Source organism: Undibacterium sp. RuRC25W (genome assembly GCF_049339825.1).
Classification (GTDB): Bacteria; Pseudomonadota; Gammaproteobacteria; order Burkholderiales; family Burkholderiaceae_D; genus Undibacterium.
The window spans coordinates 27347-52728 of record NZ_JBMPPD010000034.1 but is presented as its reverse complement, the minus strand read 5'-3'; the positions used below and the strand labels follow the sequence as shown (position 1 = coordinate 52728).

Genomic DNA, 25382 nt, shown 5'->3' with positions numbered 1-25382 from the left:
AAGGCGCAATTCGTTCCCATTGATCATCTCTCAACATCAGTCGCAGCATCGTTTCATTCTTTAAAATCTAGAATGTAAACACACTTCGGGAAAAGTTAACAGCTTTTTATATGTCAACACGCCCTAGCGAAAATACAATTTTATTGCTTAAGGTACATGAGGATGCGCCATGGCGTCTGGTGCGGCACCAAAAAAGTCCAACACATCTTTCTGGCGCGCTCTGGTGTCTTTACGACCCAAAGCTATAAGCTCTTTGGTGTAACTGGACTCAAACAGCAGATAAGAAGCGAGTGCAGAACCACGTGCCTCGGTCGCACCAATGCCGCCTAGCATCGTGCGAACTGGTAACGGCAAGCTCTGAGTATGCCTATTGGCAATATCATCGAGCCGTTCGGAAGGTGCAATCACGAGCAAGTCAAGTGGTCGCAGCGGTGTTTTTTCAAGGAACTCTGGCGGCAGCATAGATAAGGTCTTATTGATACGCATGAGTCTCTCAATATCAACCGCTAAGCTATCGAGAAAAATACTAGATAAAGCATGACCTGCAATCTGTGCCAGACTGGGATACTGCGCTGTTTCCATTCGCACTGCTGGCGGTTCTGCCAATCGCCCTGCGCCGACGATAAGAATTTTCTTTGCGCCGAGATGTATCGCAGGTGAAATGGGGGCAAGTTGTCGCATAGAGCCATCGCCACAATATTCCATTTGCCCACCCCAGTTCAGGGGGACGGCAGGAAAAATAAATGGAATTGCGGACGAAGCCATGAGATGGGAGATCGCAATAAAGTCTCTTTGTGCTAAACGCTGACTTCTGACCCATGGTTCAATATCTGCCAGCGTTTGATAAAACGTCAGATGTTGGCCAGCAGAATAAGAAGAGGCAGTGACCGCCAACGCATGTAAGCTACCATTCAAAAATGCCGCATCAAGGCGCGAAAAATCTAGCATACGCCCCAATAGCTCTTCCAGTGGTGCATTATCTAGCAGAGAGTTAGGGGGGGACTTGCGCCATTTATTGAGCAACCAGCCAAATGACCACAGCGATAGCCAACGTGCGCCAGTACGGATCACCCCTAGAGAGTCGGCGCGGTAAACCTGGGCCGCTTCGAAGCTTTCCCATACACGAACAATATTGGCAATCGATTCACCAAAATGGTCGGCCCGGCAGGCAAGCGCGGTAGCATTGATGGCGCCGGCTGAGGTGCCGCAAATAATGCCAAACGGATTACTTGCGGGGTTCCATGATGCGTCGACTAATATTTCGGCGATTTCGGCCAATACCCCGACCTGGTAGGCGGCGCGGGCGCCACCGCCTGTCAAAATCAGTCCGGTTGTGGCGTTATGGCTCATTCGACTCCAGATAAAAAGGGCAAACTGACTACGGTCCTAGTGGCGATCGATTTTAATATTTAATACGATTGCTCTTCGTAGCGACAGGCCGGGGGTGGCCCGGCGGACACTTACTTTTCTTTGCTTTGTCTAAAGCGTAGAAACTGAACACCAACATTTTACCTGCGGGGTGCAAGCTACTATTACTCGCATTCAACATGCTCTCGTATAGTAGTGTATTAGTCTACGCCAACAATGTCATGCACGGTTGCTGTATAAAATCGATCGGGGATCAAATTTTCCCTGAATCTGACTTCCAAAAACAACAGTGCATGCATTGGTATTTATTTTGGCATTATTTTGGCTGCATACGGATCGCACCGTCGAGGCGGATTGTTTCGCCGTTCATCATGACGTTTTCGATGATCGTTTTTGACAAGTGCGCGTATTCTTCCGGTTTGCCGAGGCGTGGTGGGAACGGAACCATTTTACCCAAGGCATCTTGCACTTCTTGTGGCATACCCAGCAACATTGGTGTTTCGAAAATACCTGGCGCAATGGTCATCACGCGGATGCCGCTGCGGGATAAGTCACGTGCCATTGGCAAAGTCAGGCCAACAACTGCGGCTTTTGAAGAGGCATACGCAACCTGACCGATCTGACCATCATACGCAGCAACAGATGCTGTATTGATGATGACACCGCGTTCACCTTGCTCAGTGGCATCCATTTTTGCCATGGCATCTGCAGCTAGACGGCACATATTGAAGGTACCGATCAAATTGATATTGACCACGCGTTGAAAAACGTCGAGCGGATGTGGACCATCTTTACCGATTGTTTTGACTGCAGGTGCAACGCCAGCGCAGTTCACCAAACCACGTACCGGGCCCATTGCCAAGGCGGCTGCAACAACCGCGTTACCGTCGGTTTCCGATGTCACGTCACACTTCACAAATTGACCGCCTAATTCTGCAGCCAGTTTTTCACCAGCGTCAACTTGTACGTCTGCCAATACGACTTTACCACCATTAGCAGCAATCATTCTTGCTGTCGCAGCACCAAGACCGGAGGCACCACCAGTAATAATAAATACACCATTCTGAATTTGCATGTTTTGTCTCTTTCCGTGTGGTTAATAAATTCAAAGTGCTTTCGTCAAATAGCGTACCAACCTGAGAAGATCAGCGCCTCTATCGATAATAAGGATCACCTCAATATTGCACCTTATGAATCATGGCCATTCATACCCGTCCATGTCCATTTTTATCGACTCCTGCCAAGCAATGCACCAGGTTTGCATATTGACGTTGATATTGACGTTAACGTAAACGTCACATCAGTATTATTGCATCTAATTTTTACCGTGCAAATAAAAAAGATGGCATAACACGGGGTTGCCATCTTTTTTTACGCATTGTCTTGCCTGAGAAAAACCTGAACGCGGCTTTAGTAAGACAACTATTCTCCTTTTTTTGGCGATAGTACGACGGCGCTTGTTATCGGAGACTGCGCTACCAATGCTGCAGGCGTTTGTGTACTCAATAACGTCGCCCCCGGACCTGGCAGCAAAGGCACCAGCAATAGGGCAACAATATTGATGATTTTAATCAGTGGATTGACCGCTGGCCCTGCCGTATCTTTATAAGGATCACCCACCGTGTCTCCCGTTACCGCAGCTTTATGTGCATCCGAACCTTTTCCGCCGTAGTGACCGTCTTCGATGTATTTTTTCGCATTATCCCAAGCACCGCCGCCAGTAGTCATGGAAATGGCCACAAACAAGCCAGTGACAATGGTTCCCATTAACAAGCCACCCAGCGCCGCCGGACCAAGTAGTAAACCAACCAAAATAGGTACGATGACGGGCAATAAGGAAGGTAAGATCATCTCTTTGATAGCGGAGGTGGTCAGCATGTCCACTGCTTTATCGTACTCCGGCTTACCGGAACCATCCATGATACCTTTAATTTCTTTGAACTGACGACGCACCTCTACCACGACCGCCCCAGCAGCCCGCCCTACTGCTTCCATCGCCATCGCCCCAAACAAATAAGGAATCAGTCCACCAATAAAGAGACCAACAATCACTTGGGGGTTAGATAAGTCAAATAACGTCGATTTTCCAACTGCATCAAGTGCATGGGTGTAATCAGCAAACAAGACTAACGCCGCTAGGCCAGCAGATCCAATGGCATATCCTTTAGTAACAGCTTTGGTGGTATTACCAACCGCATCAAGCGGATCAGTAATCGCACGGACTGACGCTGGCATTTCTGCCATTTCTGCGATCCCCCCAGCGTTATCAGTAATGGGACCATAGGCATCAAGCGCAACGATAATCCCTGCCATTGATAACATGGCGGTAGCTGCGATAGCAATGCCATACAGTCCGGCAAGGGAATATGACACCAGAATAGCTGCGCACACGGCAAGGACCGGCCACGCGGTTGATTTCATGGACACACCAAGCCCGGCAATGATATTGGTACCGTGTCCGGTGGTAGAGGCTTGCGCCACATGCTGGACTGGTTTGAAATCGGTCCCTGTGTAGTACTCGGTGATATAGACCATTAGTCCAGTGAGTACGATACCGACCACCGTCGAGCCCATCATTTTGAAGCGCATCGCATCGTCTGCCCAGACTTGCCAAGTAACGATCGCAAAACCAACAAGTGACAATCCTGCTGCCCACCATAACCCCGTGTACAAAGCAGACATAATCTTTTTACCTGGCTTCGCCTTCACCGCAGAACAACCAACAATCGACGCAAGAATCGAGACGCCACCCAGCAAAAGAGGATAAACAATAGCTTGCGTGACCGCGTTAGTAATAACCAGTGCACCCAGTAACATCGTTGCGATGAGGGTCACGACATACGTCTCAAACAAATCCGCCGCCATCCCCGCACAATCGCCAACGTTATCACCGACATTATCAGCAATCACTGCCGGATTACGGGGATCGTCTTCAGGGATACCAGCCTCCACTTTACCAACGAGGTCAGCGCCGACATCTGCGCCCTTGGTAAAAATACCTCCACCCAGACGGGCAAAAATAGAAATCAGGGAAGCGCCAAACGCCAACCCGATCAGGGGTTTGAGGACATCATGTTGAGAGAGTGTAGATACTGCACTGCCTGTCGCAGAGATATTAGTAAGAATGAGATAAAAAATCGTCACCCCAAGTAAGCCCAACCCAACCACCAGCATGCCAGTGATCGCACCGCCACGAAATGCGACATCTAAGGCTTCGTTCATTCCTTTGGTGGCCGCTTGTGCTGTTCGTACATTGGCACGAACAGAGACATTCATACCAATAAAACCGCACGCACCAGACAATACAGCACCAATCAGAAAGCCAATGGCTGTCAAAAGTCCTAATCCAGGGATAGCTGCAATAGCGATAACGAGAAGAAAGCCGACAATGGCAATGGTTCTATATTGCCGAGCAAGGTAGGCGGACGCCCCTTGCTGAATCGCGGCGGCGATTTCCTGCATACGCTGGCTCCCAGCGTCCTGACGTAAAATCCAGCTGCGTGAAACCAATCCATAAAGTACAGCGACCACGCCGCACGCGATAACAAACCACAGACTTGCTGTCATATTGACTCCTCCTATTGTTATGATCAGAACACCTCATGAGCGTTACTGATTTTTTTGACGACAAAATAAACCAGATAAAACAAGAAACATGTCTTCTTCGATATGCCACGGAGTAAATTTATGGCGACTTCAAAAAAGCACTGCAAACCTTATTCACCAGTCATTTTCGACAAACTAAGAGGAAACCCAACAGCAAAAAAAAGCGGACATCAGTCCGCTTTTTTTATTCTGCAAGTGCAGCAAATGCGCTGTCTCGGATAGTCTCAACAGGGCCGACGCCGGCAATTTTGCGATACTTTGGCGCGCCAGGCTGACCAGATTTTGCCCAGTCTCCGTAGTAGCTGACCAATACTTCCGTTTGCTCGTGGTAGACAGACAAACGTTTTTTTACTGTGTCTTCTTTGTCATCGTCACGCTGAATCAACTCTTCACCAGTCACATCATCTTTACCTTCCACTTTTGGAGGGTTAAATTTAACGTGATAGGTGCGACCAGAACCAGGATGAACGCGACGACCACTCATACGGTCAACGATTGCTTCATCAGGTACATCGATTTCCAATACGTAGTCAATATGCACACCAGCATCTTTCATGGCATCAGCTTGAGGCGTGGTACGTGGAAAACCATCGAACAGATAGCCGTTGGCGCAATCATCTTGCTTCAGACGATCTTTAACCAGACCAATAATGATGTCATCCGAAACCAATCCACCAGCATCCATCACTTTTTTCGCTTCTAGGCCCAGCGGTGTACCGGCTTTCACAGCGGCACGCAGCATATCGCCAGTAGAGATTTGTGGAATATTAAATTTCTCTTTGATGTAATTAGCTTGAGTGCCTTTGCCAGCACCTGGTGCTCCTAATAAAATAAGACGCATTTTTTATTTCCTAAGACGAGTTTGAATTTATTTTGGGCATGAGCTATCGCGGCACATGCTGAATTTTTGCTGCTGCTTCCTGCACTTTGCTTATTTTCACCACGTATTTATTTTTTCTTTTGGCGGTGACCAGCTACTAATAGCACAGTTTCTTTTCACGAAACTTACCACAATTTTCAGCTTTATTGATGCTTTAGCACCAAATCATGGCTAAGTTCTTTAATTTTTTAAACAATTTCAGAAAAAAAACGTCGGACTTTTTCCAAATCTTCAGGTGTATCCACCCCCGGCGCAGGGCTAGCGTCGGTCACATGTACCGCAATTGAAAAGCCATGCCACAACACCCGGAGTTGCTCCAATGCTTCAATTTGTTCCAATGGAGAAACTTCTAACTGCGGATATTTTTTTAAGAAATCGTTGCGATAAGCATACAAACCAATATGTCGCAGCGGCTGGTAAAGGTGCGGAAAACGTTCTTTACTTGATGCCAAGCCGTCAGCAAAGTCATCTCTGTGCCATGGAATGGTGGCCCTGGAAAAGTATAAAGCGCGTGCATATTTATCCAGTACAACCTTCACTACGTTGGGATTAAACGCGTCCTCAACAGCGTGAATCGGGTGTGCAGCAGTTGCCATCGGCACATCTGCGCTCACCAATGCGGCAGTCGCGGCAATGAGTGCGGGATCAATCAATGGCTCATCCCCTTGCACATTCACCACCACGGCATCCTCTGGTAAATTCATGCGTGCCGCCACTTCCGCAATCCTGTCCGTGCCAGATGGATGGTCAGGTCGGGTCAGGCATACAGGGATACCATGCGCTTCGCAGGCAGCCACAATATCAGCGTGGTCGGTTGCCACCATTATAGCGGTTGCACCGGAGGCCAATGCGCGCTCAGCAGTACGTACCACCATCGGCTTACCGGCAATATCCGCCAGTGGTTTGTTAGGCAACCGGCTAGAAGCCAGACGCGCGGGGATAATGGCAACAAAGGTCATGCAAATGTCCTGATCTTTTCTGGTATTTTTAAGTTAGCGAGCGTCAACTTCTTCGGCTGTCAAAGTACGTGCTTGCTCTGCCCACATAATGGGAATATCGTCACGAATCGGAAATGCCATTTTATCGCCATAGCAGATCAATTCTTGTGCTGCTTTGTTATAGACCAAGGGACCCTTGCAAGAAGGGCAAACTAAAACATCAAGCAGGCGTGTGTCCATGCTTTTTCTCCGAAATCAGTTGTAATAGGTCAGTTGCAAACTGTTCATCGAGTTGCGCCACCACTGGCACGACCCAAATGCGCTCATCGTTGTGCAAACTAGGAATTTGACGACATTTTACTGCATCCTTTTCAGTGATCAGAATGCAATCAGCGTCTACCTGCGAAAAAGTATCTGCATCAAACTGAAAATGGTCTGCCAAGGGCAAACTGGCAAACCGCACCCCTGCACCACTGAGCATCGTAAAAAACCGTTGTGGATTGCCGATTCCGGCAGCAGCGACAATGTTTGCTGAAGTAAATGCAGACAAAGCCTGACGTACTGATGCGTGACCTAATTGGTAGGCAAACTGTGGCACCAGTTGCATCCGTTCCACGTCCGCCGGCATCCCTGGAATTGCAGCCAAAGGCATATCTAGTGCGGCATTAAGCACTGTAAAATCACGACGACGATTTACGGGCTCACGTAATGGACCTGCAGGCAACATCCAGCCATTACCCACCCCACGCTCATCGAACAACATGATTTCGACGTCTCGGGCCAGAAAATAATGTTGCAAACCATCATCAGAAATCAAGACATCGGTCTCTGGTTGTGCCGCCATTAAACAGTGGGCGACAGCAACACGATCCCTGCCAACCGCAACTGGGGCACCAGTATGCTGTGCAATCAGAAGTGGCTCATCGCCGACGATCGCCGCGCTTGAGTGCGCATCGAGCATCGTCACGCTATCAGCATGCGCTCCATATCCACGTGAAATCACGCCCGGACGCCATCCCGCCGCTTGTAATTGCTTGACCAGCCAGATCACCAATGGCGTTTTCCCCGTACCGCCTACAAAAATATTTCCAACGATAATCACTGGAACTGGCAGGCGGGTTTGTGGTTTATACCCCAGAACAAACACACCAAAGCGAAAGGTAACAATTAACTGAAATAGTTTAGACAGCGGCCACAAAAGGCAGGCAACAGCACCCCGCTCTTGCCAGTTACGTAACAACCACGTCTGTAACCGAGATGACAACGATGTCCGAAGACGAGCTTGCATGCAGATTTCCAAAAAAACAACCCGAGCGCAGGTGCTGGGATAATAAGATAAACAACCGTTGACATGTTCGGCGGTCCAATAAGAAAACCAGAAACGTTTAGCTCTTAAGCTTAAAGAGTCAAGACCTGCAGCTAACGTAGAGCGGCTCAAAATTTGCCGCTCTGGTTTTGTCGCGAATCAAATAATGGGCGACGAAAAGTGTCGACTACCGCTTATTTTGGACTCGATGCCTGTGCAGCAAATGTTACTTTAGCCAGCCCTGCAATACGGGCTGCTTCCAGCACATCGATAACAGACTGGTGGGTCGTTGCACGATCCGCGTTAATGATCACGATGGGGTCAGGTTGCACACCGCTCTTTCCCTGATCAAGTGCCGCGGCCGCGTGCTTAAGGTCATCGGCCAAAGTTGCTGTATCGAGGAAAGAAACGGCCTGATCGTTAATCTTATAACGACCTTGCGCATCGATACCGATATTGATCTGATTCGGTTTAATGTCCTTCGCCTTTTCGGCGTCAGCCGTTGGCAGTGTAATCTGAAGTTCAGTAAAACGGCTGTAGGTTGTTGTCACCATCAGAAAAATTAGGATCACCAGCAACACGTCGATGAACGGGATCAGGTTAATTTCAGGCTCTTCCCTGCTGTTTCCTTTTCGAAAGTTCATTGTTACTTCCTGGCACTATGAACAACATCAACAAATTTGACCGCCTGTTGCTCCATATCAACCACTAAACTATCGACTAAAGCACGGAAATGACGATAAGCAACCAGCGTCGGCATGGCGATTAACAAACCAAATCCGGTGTTGTATAAGGCGACCGAAATACCATGCGCCAACTGCGCTGGATTAGCGCCTGCAGCTGTCTGAGAACCGAATATTTCAATCATCCCGACGACTGTACCAAATAAGCCCATCAATGGTGCTAGGGAGGCAATCGTGCCCAACGTAGTCAAAAAACGTTCCAGCTCGTGCGCAACGGCACTGCCAGCTTCTTCAATGGATTCTTTCATTACTTCACGTGGTGCACTGACATTGCGCAACCCCGATGCAAGTACCTTACCAAGAGGCGAATTACCTGCGAGTTGATCAATCACTTCAGGCCGGACCTTGCCGCTTTGATATACGCGGATCACTTCGTCTAACAAGGTGGATGGCAATATTTTATTTCTACGTAACGACAGACTGCGCTCTATGATCAACGTTAAAGCAATCACTGAGGCAATGAGCAACAAGTAAATAGGCCAACCGGCGGCTTGAATGATAGCGAACAAAGGGCACTCCTCGAAGATTCAAATTTCCAACCCAGCAATGTAGCGTGTTGTGTGCGGTCGGGCAAGTGTACTTTGATGAATTATCATTTCACAACGAAAAACTGCGTGTTTTACACAAAAACTGTGCGCAAGCTTGTGGATAAGTTGTGTGAATATACGTAAGTAACTGATTTTAAATACAATTTCTAGTTCGCACAAGAAATAGGCAGTCTCTTAGATCTGTAAAACAAATAAAAAAAGCCTATTTTCTCAATTTTTTCTGCACACTTTATGTGGATAAGCTTGTGCACAAAGCGGGTAAATAAACATAACTTACTGATTTTAAATCATTTTATTAATATGCAAATAAATTAGGCAAAAGTACTTTTACAGTCTGATCGTGCTAAAAAATAATGCAAATGGAACAATCATCGAAGATGAGGTATTGTTCTTCACAAATTGTGTGGATAACATTGTGCAAAAGAGCTAACTAGCGGATTAATTAATTGATTTATATAGATAAATTCATTTAGCCTAAATTTTAAGCAAAGGCATAAAAAAGCAGTATTTGACATTTTTTATTAAAATTTTAATCATTTTTATTTCGCAAAACGAAATACCGATGGGCTTTTGCACAATTAATGTGGACAAGCTTGTGAAAAAGCAGAGGAGATCAATCTAAGTCTATGATTTTTATGAATTATTTATCAAAGCTCAAATTTTAAGCAGCACCATGTAAAAGTACTATTTAGTGCCTTGACTGCAAACAAAAACAAAAAATCGAGAAAAACCTTCGATTTCTACACAAAATTTGTGGATAAGCGTGTGCAGAAGCCGATTATAAGTAGTTAAGTCATTGATTTTAAAAGATATATAATTGCTGCATATAATTTAATCAAATGCAGATTACTCACAGGCACCCAAAGATATCCACTGCTTATGCACTTTTTCTGTGGATAAGTATGTGCACAATGCCATGAATATCTCAGAAAGCCCTTGATTTGTAAGGAAGTTTTCATATTGCTCAACTTATTTGCAGATGAAAAAACAATCAAAATCAATGACTTATATTCGGAATTTGCATTTCTTTTGACATCTGCCCCTGACAATGACATTCTGATGGCCATTTCACGCTTCTGTGGACAGCTTTTCTGCTTTTTCGCCTGATGAATACTGACTTTCGCTCACCAAACGCACTATCGACGCCTGCTGTCATGACAGTATCGGCGCTCAACAACGCCGTTTCACAATTATTAGAGCGAAACATACCGCTGACATGGGTTGCAGGGGAAATCTCTAATTTCACCCGCGCAGCATCAGGACATTGGTACTTTACGCTCAAGGACAATACGGCACAGGTCCGTGCAGTGATGTTCCGGGGACGCGCACAATACGCAGACTTTCAGCCGCGTGAAGGTGACAAGGTTGAAGTCAGGGCACTAGTGACGCTGTACGCCCCTCGCGGTGACTATCAGCTGAGTGTCGAGGCCATACGGCGAGCTGGTGTGGGTAACTTATATGAAGCATTCCTGCGTTTAAAAGCACAGTTGGCGGCAGAGGGTTTGTTTGACCAAGACCGAAAGCGCGCCTTGCCCGTCTTTCCACGCACGATCGGCATCGTCACGAGTCTGCAGGCAGCCGCACTGCGCGACATCCTCACAGCGCTGCGTCGACGTGCACCGCACATCAACATTATTTTGTACCCGACTCCGGTTCAAGGAGACGGTGCTGGCGCTAAAATCGCGCAGGCCATTGCCACCGCGGGTGCACATGAAGAATGTGACGTTTTGTTGGTATGCCGCGGTGGCGGCAGTATCGAAGATTTATGGGCATTTAACGAAGAAATCGTTGCCCGAACCATTTCCCACTGCCCTATTCCTGTGATTGCCGGGATTGGCCATGAAACAGACTTTACGATTGCCGATTTTGCCGCCGATCTGCGCGCAGCGACGCCAACAGCAGCGGCTGAACTTGCAGTCACACCACGTGAAGATTGGCTAAGTCAACTAAATTACCGTAAAGAACAGCTACAACGCGCTATGCAACGCCAACTGGCGACGCAAAATCAGACGTTGGATTGGATGTCACGCCGCCTCCTGAGCCCCAAAGCGGCAATTGCCGCTAAGCGCCAGCTATTACAACAAAGTGCACAAAGCCTGCGCTACGCTAGTGAATTGCCATTACAACGTGCAAGACACCAGCTCCAGCAGTTGGAGCAACGCCTTACGTCAGTACGCCCGCAGACATCGCACCAACGCTTGGGGCTCACCGACTGGCAGCGCCGCCTGTCGATGGCGCAACAACAGAATGTGCGGCACCACCGACAGGCGCTGACCGGCTTACAGAATCAGTTGGAACTCCTTAACCCACAGCGTACGCTTGAACGCGGGTATGCAATCGTCAGCGATAAACATGGTAAAGCCCTACGTTCCAGCGCAGAGCTACAGGCCAATAGCGTCGTTCATGTTCGATTAGCACAGGGTAGCGCAGATATTGGCATCGCCACTGTGCAGCAAAATCTGACTGACTGACATCTGCTTTCACAACATGTGTGCAGGAAAATCGTGCGAGGTAGCTGCAAGCTTTTCCGCAAACGCTTACAATGGCTGTTTTGCAGCACGTATTTACCGTTTTTTCGGCCGCTAAGCTTTATTGTCATTACGATGATAAAGTCGGTCACCTCTGAAGACAACTAAAGGACGCAACATGGAACATACCCTACCGGCATTGCCCTATGCATTGGACGCTCTGGCGCCACACATTTCTCAAGAGACATTGGAATACCACTACGGTAAGCACCATCAGACTTATGTCACCAATCTGAACAACCTGATCAAAGGTACAGAATTCGAAAATTCCACACTGGAAGAAATCGTCAAAAAATCTTCTGCTGGCATTTTCAATAATGCAGCACAAATCTGGAACCACACGTTCTACTGGAACGGCCTCAAGCCAAACGGCGGCGGCGTTCCTACTGGTGCACTGGCTGCAGCCATCGACGCAAAATGGGGTTCTTTTGATGCGTTCAAAGAAGCGTTCACTAAATCCTGTATTGGTAACTTCGGTTCTTCATGGACATGGTTAGTGAAAAAAGCTGACGGTACACTCGATATCGTCAACACATCCAACGCAGCAACACCGTTGACAACAACAGACAAGCCACTGGTCACTTGCGATCTGTGGGAGCATGCTTACTACATCGACTACCGCAATGCACGTCCAAAATACCTGGAAGCATTCTGGGCATTGGTTAACTGGGATTTCGCTGCAGCAAACCTGGCGTAATTCAGTGTCATGCTGGCAAGAACGCTAGCAAGCATGAAAAAAACCTGCGTATGCAACGGCATCGCAGGTTTTTTTTCATCTATTGCATTCTTGATTTGTGACAATATCAAAGTGTAATCGCGATACATCGCTCTTTCATTAACGACAATAAACAAGAGGCAAAGAATCAACGAGGATGGTTTCATATCTTGGCATAGCGCATCAGCAATATGACAGGACCGGCCCCACTTTTTTGACATGCCCGATCAGAGACATTTTTAGCATGCCAACATCTAGTTCTAGTTCCTTGTTACACCGGTCACTACCGGCGGTTTTTATCTTCATTTGGGCATCCGGTTACGTCGTAGCAAAATATGGCCTTCCCTACGCTGAACCACTGACCTTTCTCAGCATGCGCTACGTCGGTGTGGTGGTGCTGATGCTGACCCTCGCTGTAGTGATGCGGGCACCATGGCCAGCGCGCAAAGACTGGCTGCCGATTGCGATTGCAGGTGTACTCATGCAAGCGATCTATCTGGGCGGCATCTGGTGTGCAGTCAAGCTCGGTATGCCTGCTGGGGTGGCAGCACTCATCGCGAATACCCAGCCAATTCTGACCGCCATTATGGGACCGCTCATTGGTGAACGCATACGCGGTAAGCAATGGCTAGGGCTGGCGTTTGGTATTGCTGGCGTTGGCCTGGTGGTTGCCAACAAGGTCTCTGTCGTTCATTTATCACTGACGAGCGTTACGTTAGCGACGATGGCCTTACTGGGTATGACGTCGGGTACGATTTATCAGAAAAAAACTTGTCCTTCATTCGATGTCAGAACGGGTCAAGTGATTCAGTTTGGGGCATCCTTACTGGTCACGGTACCATTAGCTTTACTAATGGAAACGCAAACGATATTGTGGACACCGCACTTTTTTATTGCTATGGCATGGTCCATTTTTATTTTATCTGGCCTCGGTATTTCTGTGCTGTACGTATTGATCCGTCATGGTGAAGCAACCAAGGTCACCAGTTATATGTATCTGGTTCCGGCTGTTACTGCGCTCATGGCATGGCTGATGTTTGGTGAGCAATTTACATTAACAGCCGTCGCAGGGATGTTAATTGCGTTGGTAGGCGTTGCCTTGGTGGTTAGGCCGTCGAGATAATACTATTCGAGGATCGATAAAAAACGCACCGCTGACGTGATCAACGGTGCGTTTTTTTTAACTTGTGGCTGTTACTCGCCGTGCGATCTTCTGACCCGGGCTGCGGCATACAGCATCGCTACGCCAGCAATCACACCTAACCAGATATCTGCCGAGGCAAACAAAGACCAGGCAGGCAAATCGGTACTGCCGCCAAAGTGCACGGCGCCATTTGGGACCGCGTCTAACGCCGGAGAAATATGAAAATTTGACATCCAATTGTTAGGAACAATACTAAATAAACCGCGGGTGAACAGGACATAAGCAAGGCCGCTTGTGCCCATTTTCAAACCCGATATTTCATTAAAGATAGCGAAGATAAAGTAAATTGCAATTGGTATCAATGCTACCCACAAACTCACGCGACGAATAAACCGCGACGAAACCAAAATAATCCAACTAACTGTCGGCAGCGCCCACGCGACATACACAGGAAGACTCAAACACATAGTGCCTATTCGCCCCCATAAAACGCCATTTCCGAACAACGCTGCAAACAAGGATACACCGTGAATAGCGCAGGCAATATACACTGCAAACATAGAAATTAACATGGTCAATATCAATGTGACAGATGCCATCAACGGAAAAAGAATCAGAGCAACAATCGCCTTTGACAAGACAGTTAATTCATCAGAAATCGGTAACGATTTCCAAAATAAAATACTACGATCTTTTCGCTCTTGGGATAACGAACCACTCACGTAAGAGTACATTGTAAGCGCCATCATCAGCGCAAAAATGGTAAAGCCCGTGTTGAAGTAAACGGCAACCCCAGCAGAGACCGTTTCTACCTGAAGATTAACCGGCACATTATTTGCAAATACGATGCTACTCCATCGAAAAACACCAAGAATCGTCACCAACAAGATTACGCCGGCCAACGCCAGATTTGACCAAATGAGCAGTGCCTTGTTTTCCCAGATCTCACGTTTTAACAACCATTTCAGGGTAGTCAGTTGTTTCATTATTTTTCTCCCTTCATCGTAGCAACAAACAAATCAGCCACACTCGGTCTGCGCAAATCGCCAAGTGCTTGCAGCAACTCAGGTTTTACGCCATCAAAAAGCATCACCGTTTTACCAAACATCGTGCGCTGATCGATCGGATGCAAGGCTTGCGCTTGCTCGACATGCATCGGATTCACAGCAACTTCAATGAAGCGTTCTTCCACGTCGTCCATGCTGGCGGATAAAGTGATCTTGCCATTTTGAATAAATAGCAAATCCGTCAGAATATGCTCAACCTCTTCAACCTGATGCGTCGTGATAATGATGGTTTTATTCTGGTCAAAATAATCTTCCAGCAAATCCTGATAGAACTGCTTACGGTACAAAATATCCAAGCCCAGCGTTGGCTCGTCGAGTACGAGCAATTTGGCATCGATCGCCATCACCAACGCCAGATGGAGCTGCACCACCATCCCTTTAGACATGGCTTTAACTTTCATGTCTGGGGTAAGCTTGGTCTTCGCCAGATAGCGCTCGGCTTTTTGGCGATTAAACCTAGCATGAACGCCTTCGACAAAATCAACCGCATCTTTCACCTTCAGCCATGCTGGCAAAATAGCGACGTCGGCGATAAAGCAAATTTCCTCCATCAAGGCATCGCGCTGCGTTTTGGGATTGAGCCCCAAAACGTTGAGCTGCCCCTCATACGAAGTCAGTCCGAGGATTGCTTTAAGTGTTGTTGTCTTACCGGAACCGTTAGGACCAATCAAGCCCACAATACGGCCTGCAGGTATATCAAAACTAATCCCATCCACGGCAACTTCTTTGCCATAGGTTTTACGCAACTGCTTCGCTGAAACTACCGCATTCATTGTTGTTCTCCTTGTTATTCTCTTTGTTGGTCTGTTGCCTCGTTCATGTCCTGTACCAACGCATTGATGTTCAAACCTAGTCGCTGGATACGCGCGCACGTTGCAGGCCACTCTTCCTGCAAAAAGCGCTCACGTTCAGAAATCAATAATCGTTCAAATGCATCCATCGTGACAAACATACCAATGCCACGTTTTTTTTCGACCAATCCCTGGTCAAGCAATTCTTGATACGCTTTTGATACAGTAATCGGATTAATTTGATACTCAGTGGCGACCTGCCTGACCGATGGCAATGCATCGCTCGGTTTGAGTATCCCATCAAGAATCATCGACAAGATCTTTTGCTTCAATTGCCGATAAATCGGCGACTGATCATGCCAATCGACTGTCATATTGCCTCCATAAAAATCACGTTGCATGGGCTGATTTATTGCGCTAATACACCTTCTGCAATGCAAATATTAGTGTTATACATAACCAACACACCAAATCACTATACCTGATGAGCGAAGAATTTCAAGCTCATTACGTCATTTATTAGTAAAAAATCATATTTCACATGAGCCAAGATCGGAAAAATGAAAATATTTTTCCATTTTCAGTATTGATTCGAGGAACTTAAAATCATTAACTTCAGTCAATACATCGCACTTTCTCTCTACTGACTGGAAGTTCGTTCGCTTAATGCGTGCATCAGAGCAATCAGATTGCTGTTGTATTGAAGCTGCACAAGCAGTCTCAGCGTTTTTGCAGACTTTTACCGCCCTTAGTCGTTGTAGCCTACTAAAAATTATTCGCTAAAAAGCATATCCGGAGCCACCCATGTCCCCAAAAACCATTACCCTCAGCATCGCGCTTGCTTGTTCTGGCGCACTGGTCAGCGTCACACCGCACTATGTCGCGGCAGCAGTTACATCCGGTAGCACCAACAGCGCTAGTGCTACCGCCATCACTAAAATCAAACCTGCAGATCTGACACTGGAACAAGTATTTCGCGCGAAATCGTATACCGGACAACAAGCGAAGTTTCTTCACTTTAGTCACGACGGTCGTTACTTAGCGTATGCCTGGAATCCCTTCGGCGAATTGGGCGCCGATCTGTATATTTACGATACCCAGACGGGCACCAACAAACGGATCACGTCACCGCTCGTCATGAAAAACTACGACGCACCAGAGGTGTGGGATCGTTTCGATAAAAAAGAAAAACAAAAAAATAAAGAAGAAGCAGACCGTCAGGCAAAAGCCGAAGCACAAGCCGCCTATCTGCGCGGTGAAAACGTTAATCTTAAACAATGGGAAGACGCCGATCTGGCGCAAATCAAGCTAGAACTCGCAGATAAAAAGACCAAAGAAGCGGCAAAAAAAGCGGAAGCGGAGGCCGAAGCAGCGAAAGAAAAAGCAGCGCAATCCGCTAGTACAACAACCGCTACTAACGTAAATGACAAAAAAGACGATAAGAAAGATGACGTCAAAGACGCCAAAGGAGATGCTGAAAAAGAAATCTGGGAATTACGTGACGAGCTGAAAAAGAAAAACGACAAAGAAAAACTCAAACCAACTGATCTCTATCCAGGTATTTCAAACCTGGTATGGGGCAATAAAAAAAGTGAATTGATCTTTGAATATCGCGGTGACTTATTCCGCTTGATCGCTGACAGTGGGAAAATTGAACGTCTGACGCAAACCGATAAGACCGAACGGATTGTTGCCTACAATGCGGACGACAAAGGCTACATCTACATGGATGAGAAAAGCCTGTATAGCGCCAGCTTTGACCAGAGTGCGATCCGTCAGCTCAATCGTGAGCTGATCCATCCGGACGACGCAGACAAAAAATATAAAATTGTCGACACCGTCTTAAGTGAAAATAAACAATGGATGGCAATCTCTGCTGAAGCACCTGAGATCAATCCAGAGACTGGCAAAGTCAATCCCCCATCCGAACGTAAAGTTGAGATCATGGATTACAACGGTCGTTTTGCGACAGCTAAAAAAGTTGACCGCGAAGTAGCTGACGATAAACGCAAGGTCTTACCAACGGCGCTGTATATCCGTCGTGTCAGCGATACGAATACCCGTCAGCCACAGCCCGTCTTTACCAATGATGGCGGCGACGTTTGGTTTGAAATGAGCGATATCAGCTGGGCAAAAGATGGCAGCCGTTACACGTTCTCGACTTGGGAACGCGAAAAGAATTTATTGCGTGTCTATGTTGGTAAAGCGGATGAATCCGCCAAACCAACAATGGTGCTCGAGCGCCGAGGTAATGTGGGGCATGAAGTCGTCAGCGTAATCTCACCGCGCTTCACGCCAGATAGCAAACAACTGATCGCTATTCTCGATGAACAAGGATACCGTCAGCCATATGTGATTAATACTGAAACTGGTGCTGCAAAACCTGTTCTCAAAGGTGACTTTGAAGCACATCACATCGTCGGCTTTAGCCCTGACAGTCAATTCATGTTTGTACTGGCAAACAAGGATGATTTTGCAGCGATGAATGCATACAAAGTTGAGATGACAACGGGCACGATGACTGCTCTAGGTAAGGCGGGCGACTATCATCGTGCCAGCACGGTGGCAGATACAGGAACAGAATTGGCGAGCGTTGCAGGCCAGTGGGCCAGTCGTCCTGAATTAAAAATCATCAGCACCAAGACGTCCAAATCAAAAACGCTAACGCAAAGTAATGACCCATTGTGGAGCGCCGTCGATCTCATGCAGCCTACCCGATTCAGCTATCCAAATCGTCATGGCGATACAATCCAGGCTTATGTCTTTAAACCTGAAGGCTGGAAAGAAACTGATCAACGTCCGGCAATTGTCTACACCTATGGTGGCCCTTTAGGTGATCGTCATATCATCGAAACAGATAGTTTCCAGCCAACGGGCTATTTATTCGGTATGTACATGGCTGCAAAGCATGGTTACGTCACCGTGGCAGTAGATCCACGCGGTCATTCCGATTACGGTAGAAAATTCAGTGATGCTAACTGGGAACAACCTGGCAAGCCACAAACGGAAGATTTAGAAGATCTGGCGAGATACATGCAGCAACACTTTGGTGTTGATGGTACACGTATCGGTCTGACTGGTTGGAGTTTCGGTGGATTCCAGACGCAATATGCGATGTACACGAGTCCTGATACCTTTGCTGCCGGTATTGCTGGCGGTGGTCCAACAGAATGGGAAAACTACAATAGCTGGTACACCGGCCGCACGCTGGGCAAAACAGAGCGAAACAAGTTGAGCTTGCGTCGTTTCTCGTTATTGCCATTAACTGCCGGCCTCAAGAAACCGCTGATGCTAGTACACGGTATGCAGGATCCCAATGTGCTCTACCAAGACACCGTGAATGTTTATCGTGCGCTACTGGAGAACGGCAAAGAACAATTAGTTGATCTATTTCTTGATCCAGATGGTGAGCACGGTATGGGTGGTGCCATCAAGGCAAAAGCATGGCACAAGAAGTATGAGACCTTCTTTATCCAGCATCTTGGAGAGGGAAATTCTGCACCAAAATAGGGATAGCAGGATCGCTTCTACTCATCGGATCGTCATCTGATTATCATTTAGACATAACCCGACAAACGGCGCTTCGGCGCTGTTTTTTTTACCGAAACAAGAGCATAAAAACGAACCACTGTCTGGTCGGCATTGTGCGTCCGAATTCACGGCTGAACCGTTACGGATAGTTATTTCAGGGAACCACGCGTTCCAGGTAAACGACGGTATCAGGCTTGAAGATGCTTTAAAAATTAATCTATCAGCAACTTCAATGCAGCCATCCCCCTTTTCGCCACCGACGCATAAAAAAGTTGCCTTATGGAATTTTTATACTATCCTATACAATCACCACTCAGTAATTTACAATTTTTAACACTATTGCCAGCTACCTGGTTCCAAGGGAGAGAATCTTCATGGATCGCTTAACTATTTACAAACAGATTGCCGAGCAATCCATTCAAGGTGAATTGGTGTTTCCCACCCACGTCGAAGAAACATTGAAGTTAAAACGTATTTTGGATAATCCAGACTGTCACTTAGAAACGGCAGCAAAGTACATCATCGCTGATCCCGTTCTGTCGGCGCGAACTGTGGCGCTCGCCAATTCCAGCGCATTCAATCGTTCTGGCATGCAAATCAACAATGTGCCGATGGCCATCAGCCGCATAGGATTTCGCACCGTCAGGACATTGGTGAGTGCGGCTGTCGTTCGCCAATTGGGCAGTCAGGTACGTGATCCGATCTTAAAAGCAAAAGCGAAAGAATTATGGGAACATTGCGCTCACGTCGCCGCGCTTGCCCAGGTGGTTGCACGACACATTAGCAAGGTCGATCCTGATACAGCGATGTTCGCAGGGATTGTGCATGAGGTTGGTGGTTTTTATTTGATTTCGAGAGCAGAAGAGTTTCCTGGATTACTGAACGGCGACGCAGAAATCTGGGGAGAATATGGTGAACACTTAATCGGTCGGGGAGTGATGACACAACTCGGCATCCCATCCCTTGTCATGAACGCCGTCGAACAACTGTGGCAAGGGATCTCTGCTATTCCAGCTAAGACACTCGGCGATACACTCACACTGGCAAATGAAATGTCACCGTATATCTCGCCACTGCACGAAGCAGTCGGCCTGAGGTCCAAACAATTTGCAGCGACCCTGGATTTCGATGTTGACGATACTACGCTGCAAGAGATTTTGAATGACTCTCAAGATGAAATTGAATCACTGTCGGCAGCGTTGCTGGTTTGAACATGTACACAAGGTTGGAAAAATCGCACGTCGCTACAAACGCCCAGTTGGTAACGTATGCAGCAGCCTTTGTAAGAGATCGTGCTCCTCTGTTGTACGCTTTAATTCGGCCTTAAGGCGAGTCACGTCCAACTTGAGTGCATCAGCATAAAAAATGTAAATTGAAAATGCAAAAAAATAGCCCGCACTAGGCGGGCTTAAATCCAAATCTTTTGCGGATTTGGAGGAGACAGTTTCACTATATTGCGTCGCAACAAATTCAGCAATTCATATTTTTATATATCAGCTATTCATCGCCTTAATATCAATACTTAGTCAGATAGCAACTGACTTTGATACCGATTCAAATCATTCATATCGACCACGAGCCATAGATCAGTATCCCATCGTATTTCCATGATTTTTAATTTGTGCAAATAGTTATCGGCCGTTTCATCGGCGTGTAGTAGCAGATCGACTTTGCCATCGATGGTATAAGCACTGTTATGCCCTAGCGCCTTCGATTCTTTGATACCTTCAATTGCAACACTACCGCTACCGCCACCATCGACCAGGTCAAATCCGGCACCTACTCCGCGTCACAACAGAAACCAGCAGGCATCCTGAACGGGACTGTTTGATCTTGTTATTAGGTTTGACCTGCTGTGTCCATGTGATAGGTACATTAAAAGTACGAGATCAGTTTGGGTCGACATCGACGAAGCGGATATCTACCTATTCCCAGAACAACATTTTCATTTCAGACTTACTCACTCTCAACGATGTGCTTTATAGTTAAATAGCACACCACCACGGCAATACCATTGAGGCGTCATCAACTGCCAATCGCATCAGAATAAAGCGCATCTGACAGACAAAATGGATGCATACCAGTTGCTCAACACACATGAATCTGAAAGAAAATTGCAACATCAATTCAGTCCATTGAGCAATCAAATTGCATCACCACTTCCTAGACAATATACTGAAAATCAGGGGTTACCACGATCGTCGGCAAATAATACTGGCACTTAAGTGGCATTGTAAATATAAAACCAGTTGACCTGATAATCGGGCGCTAGTATGTTCTGATGCTAAGGTGTTTTTGATCTGCGGCAATACACGCCAAGACAACCCCGATCAAGACCAAAAAAAATTCAACTGAGACATCGTTATGATAAAAAAAATGACCACGGCTGCCCATCCAATCCGGTGGGTGCCCACCTTATATCTGGCAGAAGGTTTGCCTTTTTATGCGGTAGCGCTGGTCGCTGGGCTGATGTATAAAAGTCTTGGTGTACCGAATGAGCAAATTGCCCGCTGGACTGGTCTCATCGGCCTGGCATGGGTCTTTAAGTCATTGTGGAGTCCCTTTTTAGAAGTTGCCAGCAGTAAAAAACTGATCGTCGTGGCATTTCAGCTCCTCGGTGGCGTCTGCCTTGGACTAGTTGCGCTATCGTTACAGCTTCCGACCTATTTCGCGGTCAGCATCGGCCTCTTGGGCGTCGTCGCCATCGCCTCCGCCACACACGATATTGCAGCCGATGGGCTGTACATCGCTAGTCTCAGTAACAAACAACAAGCGGCGTACGCAGGCTGGCAAGGTGCCTTTTTTAATGCGGCAAAATTTGTTTCGCTAGGTGGGCTGGTGATTCTCGCTGGACGTCTGGAAAAAGAAATGGATGCACAACACGCCTGGATGATTATTTTCGGGATTCTTGGTGTGATGCTGACAGCACTCGGGATTTATCACAGCTGGGCGCTGCCTGGCACCAAAAACAACAATACCGATGAATCAATGCGTGATGTATTCACGACGTTGCTGGATGTCATTATTGATTTCTTCAAAAAACCAGGCATCTGGCTGTCCATTAGTTTTATTATTTTGTTCCGTGCCGGTGAAGGTCAGATTCAGACCATTGGCCCTTTGTTTTTGCGTGATAGTCGTGAACTGGGTGGTCTGGGACTGAGTACAGATCAGGTTGGTGTGGTGTACGGTACTGCTGGTACGATTGCGTTTTTGTGTGGCAGTATTCTGGGTGGGTATTTTGCATCGTTGCTAGGCTTACGCCGCGCTCTCCCTTGGTTAATCATCGCCATGAACATGCCTAACCTCGTATTCTTCTTCCTTAGCAGTACCCTGCCCGACAATATGAGTGTCATCGCTACGGCCTTGAGTGTTGAGATGTTTGGTTATGGTTTTGGTTTTGTCGGCCTGATTCTATTCATTATGCAAGTCGTCGCTGTCGGTAAATATCAAACGGCACATTACGCTCTGGGCACGGGTGTGATGCAGCTTGGATTTGTCTTTTTTAAAATAATCAGTGGCGATATCCAGGTCGCACTTGGCTATAAGCAGTTTTTTGTCTGGGTATTAGTATCAGCGATCCCAGTGTTAGTGCTCACCCGTTTTGTCAAAATCAGTGACAAGGCTCCTGAAGATGACGATCAGGATACCGTCAATGAGCGAAATAACACGGCTGATAGTGCAAACAGCGCCAGCAGTATCATTTAATTTTATTCAGGCGCACACAATGGAATGTTAAGGGTAAATAGGGTGCCTTTGCCATAAATACTATCCACACTCAAGTGTCCGCCTAAGGTTTTGGTGGCGATATTATGAACGATATTCAATCCCAAGCCAGTTCCACCGCGACCTAATTTGGTGGTGTAAAACGGATCAAAAATACGAGAAAGGTAGTCGGGTTCGATGCCGATGCCATCATCACTAAAGATGATTTGCACGGTATCAGAATCAATACTATGCGCCGTCAAATGCATTTTCCCATGGTCTTTACCGTCAAATGCATGGGCCACTGAATTAGTAATCAAATTGGTGACAATCTGCTCCAAGGGGCCGGGGTAGCTATCGAATACTATTCCGGCGGGAAGTTCATAAGAAAATCTGAACGGGGTCGTCCGCAACATCGGACTCAGCACCGCCGCGACATCCACAATAATGTCTAATAGGTCAAATGACCTCCGCTGACCAGTGACCTGATCGACTGTCACATGTTTAAAGTTGTTCACCAGATCACTGGAGCGATGCAACGCACGGGTAAGAATCGCCGTCCCTTCGTCCGATTCTCTCAGGTAATCACTCAGGCTTGATTTACGTAATGTACCTTCCATAAAAAGTTGGTTCAACTTTTTAGTTTTTTCACGCAATGTCGTTGCAACGGTGAGGCTATTGCCGATAGGTGTGTTGAGTTCGTGAGCGACAACGGCGACGATATTGCCTAAGGCTTTGAGCTTTTCAGCGCGGACTAATTCATCCTGTGCCAACTGTAAACTTTCTAGCGCTAAGGCTAGATCTTCATTGGCCTTTTTGAGTTCGGCGGTACGCTCGTTGACGCGCGTTTCCAGTTTATCATTCAGTTGTCGCCACGCTGCTCTAGCCTCGACTTGCGGTGTAATATCACGGGCGATTCCTAGAAAACCGACCACATTTTCAAACTCATCACGCATCGTTGTGACCACGAGAGAGATATTGATACGTTTTCCGGTTTTATGAATGTAGGTCCAGTTACTAACATCGGATCCATGCTGGACTGCGATTGCAGTAAAAATTTCGATGCCGGCAATATGACGTGAGAATTGCTGAGATAACTGACGACTGCGTGTCCGCAACTCCTCACGATCATGAAAAGGTGCGGGTGTCAGACGACCGACAAATTCATCTGCGCTATAACCGAGCATTTTCTCGGCGCCACTATTGAACATGGTGATTTTGCCATAGACATCCGTCGCGATGATGGACACTTCTGACGCTGCATCAAGTACCGCCTGCAATTTACGCCGCCCCATCTCGACTTTAATTTCGGACTCTAGACGTTCGGTGATGTCTTTGCAGATGGTGACAATATGTGGAACACCGTCAATATCGAGTAACTTTGCGGATAATAAGATTGCTTTAACTGCGCCATCCTTGGTCGATAACGAGGTCTGAAAGTCGCTGACAAAACCGTTTGCAAAGACGGTTTTTACCCAACGTTTCCGATTTTCTTTATCTAACCAGATACCCATCTCGATACTGGTCTGGCCGATGGCCTCTTCACGGGTATATCCTGTCATCGCCTCGAAACCGGCGTTAGCATAAACGATCATGCCACTCTCTAACTGGCTCAGCGTCAGATAATCAGGCACTGCTTCAAAGACGGACTGCAGGCGTTGAGCCGTTTCACGTTGCTGCTGCTCACTGCGTTTCAATGCCAGAAAGTCATGCGCCAGTTGCTCTCCCATGATATTGAGCGCTCGTCCAACCGACCCCACCTCATCATTACCGGTATGCGCAATACGCAAATCGTATTCACCACGAGAAATCGCGTTGGCAGAGATTTCCAGCCGTTTGAGATTACGTGTAAGCCACGTCCCCAGAAGTGCAATAAACAAAAAGGATAATAATATTTCGGTAGCAGAAATGAGAACCGACTCGTCAAATAGGCGATCACGGGCACTTTTCACAAACTGGGTATTCACGCCAAACCGTAACTCGCCATACGGCACACCATTCAAACTAACCGGAACATGCGCATCGATTCTCGTTGCGCTCTTGGGGATATCTAGTTGCGTCAAAACAGTTGGCGCAGGACCATCCCATCCATCGGCTGCGATTAATTGCTGATGGCTGTCATAAAGTAAAAAATAAACAATACCGTCTTGATTGCGGCTCGCACGAAACACATTATTGATTGCTGGGTAATCTTCCTGGACCATGGCCGGCGCAATCGATGCATTCAATAGGACAGAGACTTCCTTGAGACGAAGATCGACCAGTTGCTGCATATGTTCCTGATTCAGTCGTAAGCTATTTGCGACCAAAAAACTGAGCATGACGATTTCAACCAGCAGGCTGCCTAACACTAATTTCCAGCGCAGAGACAATCTCATGGACGATCCAGGGACCTGACGGCTTCAGGCAGATGTTGATCTAATACAGGCATAATCTCAGATCCGAAATTGGTTTCATCATCAAACTTACTGTTCAGACAAGCTGAGGAAGAAACATTACCAATCTACAGTCGCCA

At 47.1% G+C, this 25382-nt stretch carries 19 protein-coding genes; 6 read left to right on the top strand and 13 right to left on the bottom strand.

The features are described from left to right. Positions 1 to 147: 147 nt before the first annotated feature. The 9 genes from ACO0KV_RS14935 to ACO0KV_RS14895 form a co-directional block, all read right to left on the bottom strand. Positions 148 to 1350, bottom strand: a complete 1203-nt coding sequence (locus ACO0KV_RS14935) for a patatin-like phospholipase family protein (protein WP_423043428.1) — start codon at positions 1348 to 1350, stop codon at positions 148 to 150. A 334-nt stretch (positions 1351 to 1684) separates the two neighbouring features. Further along, positions 1685 to 2443, bottom strand: coding sequence for a 3-hydroxyacyl-CoA dehydrogenase (locus ACO0KV_RS14930; RefSeq protein ID WP_423043426.1), 759 nt, complete (start codon positions 2441 to 2443; stop codon positions 1685 to 1687). Positions 2444 to 2790: 347 nt separating this feature from the next. Beyond that, positions 2791 to 4935 carry a sodium-translocating pyrophosphatase gene (locus ACO0KV_RS14925; RefSeq protein ID WP_423043424.1) on the bottom strand — a complete coding sequence of 715 codons (2145 nt, stop codon included), beginning with the start codon at positions 4933 to 4935 and terminating at the stop codon, positions 2791 to 2793. A gap of 223 nt (positions 4936 to 5158) precedes the next feature. Beyond that, entirely contained in the window at positions 5159 to 5815 is a 657-nt protein-coding gene (adk, locus tag ACO0KV_RS14920; protein WP_423043422.1) for an adenylate kinase, read from the bottom strand. Between the two features lie 227 nt (positions 5816 to 6042). Further along, on the bottom strand, positions 6043 to 6813 hold the full coding sequence (gene kdsB / locus ACO0KV_RS14915) for a 3-deoxy-manno-octulosonate cytidylyltransferase (RefSeq protein WP_423043420.1): 771 nt from the start codon (positions 6811 to 6813) through the stop codon (positions 6043 to 6045). 33 nt (positions 6814 to 6846) lie between these two features. Further along, entirely contained in the window at positions 6847 to 7032 is a 186-nt protein-coding gene (locus ACO0KV_RS14910; protein WP_423043418.1) for a Trm112 family protein, read from the bottom strand. Beyond that, positions 7013 to 8080 carry a tetraacyldisaccharide 4'-kinase gene (lpxK, locus tag ACO0KV_RS14905; RefSeq protein ID WP_423043416.1) on the bottom strand — a complete coding sequence of 356 codons (1068 nt, stop codon included), beginning with the start codon at positions 8078 to 8080 and terminating at the stop codon, positions 7013 to 7015. The genes ACO0KV_RS14910 and lpxK overlap by 20 nt, the downstream gene beginning before the upstream one ends. A gap of 212 nt (positions 8081 to 8292) precedes the next feature. Then, positions 8293 to 8742: an ExbD/TolR family protein gene (locus ACO0KV_RS14900; RefSeq protein ID WP_423043414.1), complete on the bottom strand. Its 450-nt coding sequence runs from the start codon at positions 8740 to 8742 to the stop codon at positions 8293 to 8295. A gap of 2 nt (positions 8743 to 8744) precedes the next feature. Beyond that, positions 8745 to 9350 carry a MotA/TolQ/ExbB proton channel family protein gene (locus ACO0KV_RS14895; RefSeq protein ID WP_423043412.1) on the bottom strand — a complete coding sequence of 202 codons (606 nt, stop codon included), beginning with the start codon at positions 9348 to 9350 and terminating at the stop codon, positions 8745 to 8747. A gap of 1145 nt (positions 9351 to 10495) precedes the next feature. Between ACO0KV_RS14895 and xseA the strand changes: the two genes are divergently transcribed. The 3 genes from xseA to ACO0KV_RS14880 all read left to right on the top strand — a co-directional run bounded on the left by xseA (position 10496) and on the right by ACO0KV_RS14880 (position 13755). Beyond that, positions 10496 to 11860, top strand: a complete 1365-nt coding sequence (gene xseA, locus ACO0KV_RS14890; protein WP_423043410.1) for an exodeoxyribonuclease VII large subunit — start codon at positions 10496 to 10498, stop codon at positions 11858 to 11860. Positions 11861 to 12035: 175 nt separating this feature from the next. Beyond that, on the top strand, positions 12036 to 12614 hold the full coding sequence (gene sodB / locus ACO0KV_RS14885; RefSeq protein WP_423043408.1) for a superoxide dismutase [Fe]: 579 nt from the start codon (positions 12036 to 12038) through the stop codon (positions 12612 to 12614). Positions 12615 to 12876: 262 nt separating this feature from the next. Further along, on the top strand, positions 12877 to 13755 hold the full coding sequence (locus ACO0KV_RS14880; protein WP_423043406.1) for a DMT family transporter: 879 nt from the start codon (positions 12877 to 12879) through the stop codon (positions 13753 to 13755). A 71-nt stretch (positions 13756 to 13826) separates the two neighbouring features. Here the strand turns inward: ACO0KV_RS14880 and ACO0KV_RS14875 are convergent, their stop codons facing one another. The 3 genes from ACO0KV_RS14875 to ACO0KV_RS14865 are packed head-to-tail and all read right to left on the bottom strand — an operon-like array spanning position 13827 to position 16008. Continuing rightward, positions 13827 to 14762: a hypothetical protein gene (locus tag ACO0KV_RS14875; protein ID WP_423043404.1), complete on the bottom strand. Its 936-nt coding sequence runs from the start codon at positions 14760 to 14762 to the stop codon at positions 13827 to 13829. Then, on the bottom strand, positions 14762 to 15616 hold the full coding sequence (locus ACO0KV_RS14870; RefSeq protein WP_423043402.1) for an ABC transporter ATP-binding protein: 855 nt from the start codon (positions 15614 to 15616) through the stop codon (positions 14762 to 14764). The genes ACO0KV_RS14875 and ACO0KV_RS14870 overlap by 1 nt, the downstream gene beginning before the upstream one ends. 14 nt (positions 15617 to 15630) lie before the next feature. Continuing rightward, positions 15631 to 16008 (bottom strand): GntR family transcriptional regulator, encoded by a 378-nt coding sequence (locus ACO0KV_RS14865; RefSeq protein ID WP_423043400.1) that lies wholly within the window; start codon positions 16006 to 16008, stop codon positions 15631 to 15633. Positions 16009 to 16438: 430 nt separating this feature from the next. On the opposite strand from ACO0KV_RS14865, the gene ACO0KV_RS14860 reads away from it, so the two are divergent. The 3 genes from ACO0KV_RS14860 (at position 16439) to ACO0KV_RS14850 (ending at position 22870) form a co-directional block, all read left to right on the top strand. Further along, positions 16439 to 19144 carry a S9 family peptidase gene (locus tag ACO0KV_RS14860; protein ID WP_423043399.1) on the top strand — a complete coding sequence of 902 codons (2706 nt, stop codon included), beginning with the start codon at positions 16439 to 16441 and terminating at the stop codon, positions 19142 to 19144. A gap of 395 nt (positions 19145 to 19539) precedes the next feature. Further along, positions 19540 to 20376, top strand: a complete 837-nt coding sequence (locus ACO0KV_RS14855) for an HDOD domain-containing protein (RefSeq protein WP_423043397.1) — start codon at positions 19540 to 19542, stop codon at positions 20374 to 20376. A gap of 1165 nt (positions 20377 to 21541) precedes the next feature. Beyond that, positions 21542 to 22870 (top strand): MFS transporter, encoded by a 1329-nt coding sequence (locus ACO0KV_RS14850; RefSeq protein ID WP_423043395.1) that lies wholly within the window; start codon positions 21542 to 21544, stop codon positions 22868 to 22870. A 2-nt stretch (positions 22871 to 22872) separates the two neighbouring features. Here the strand turns inward: ACO0KV_RS14850 and ACO0KV_RS14845 are convergent, their stop codons facing one another. Next, positions 22873 to 25245, bottom strand: a complete 2373-nt coding sequence (locus ACO0KV_RS14845; protein ID WP_423043393.1) for a PAS domain S-box protein — start codon at positions 25243 to 25245, stop codon at positions 22873 to 22875. Positions 25246 to 25382 lie beyond the last annotated feature (137 nt).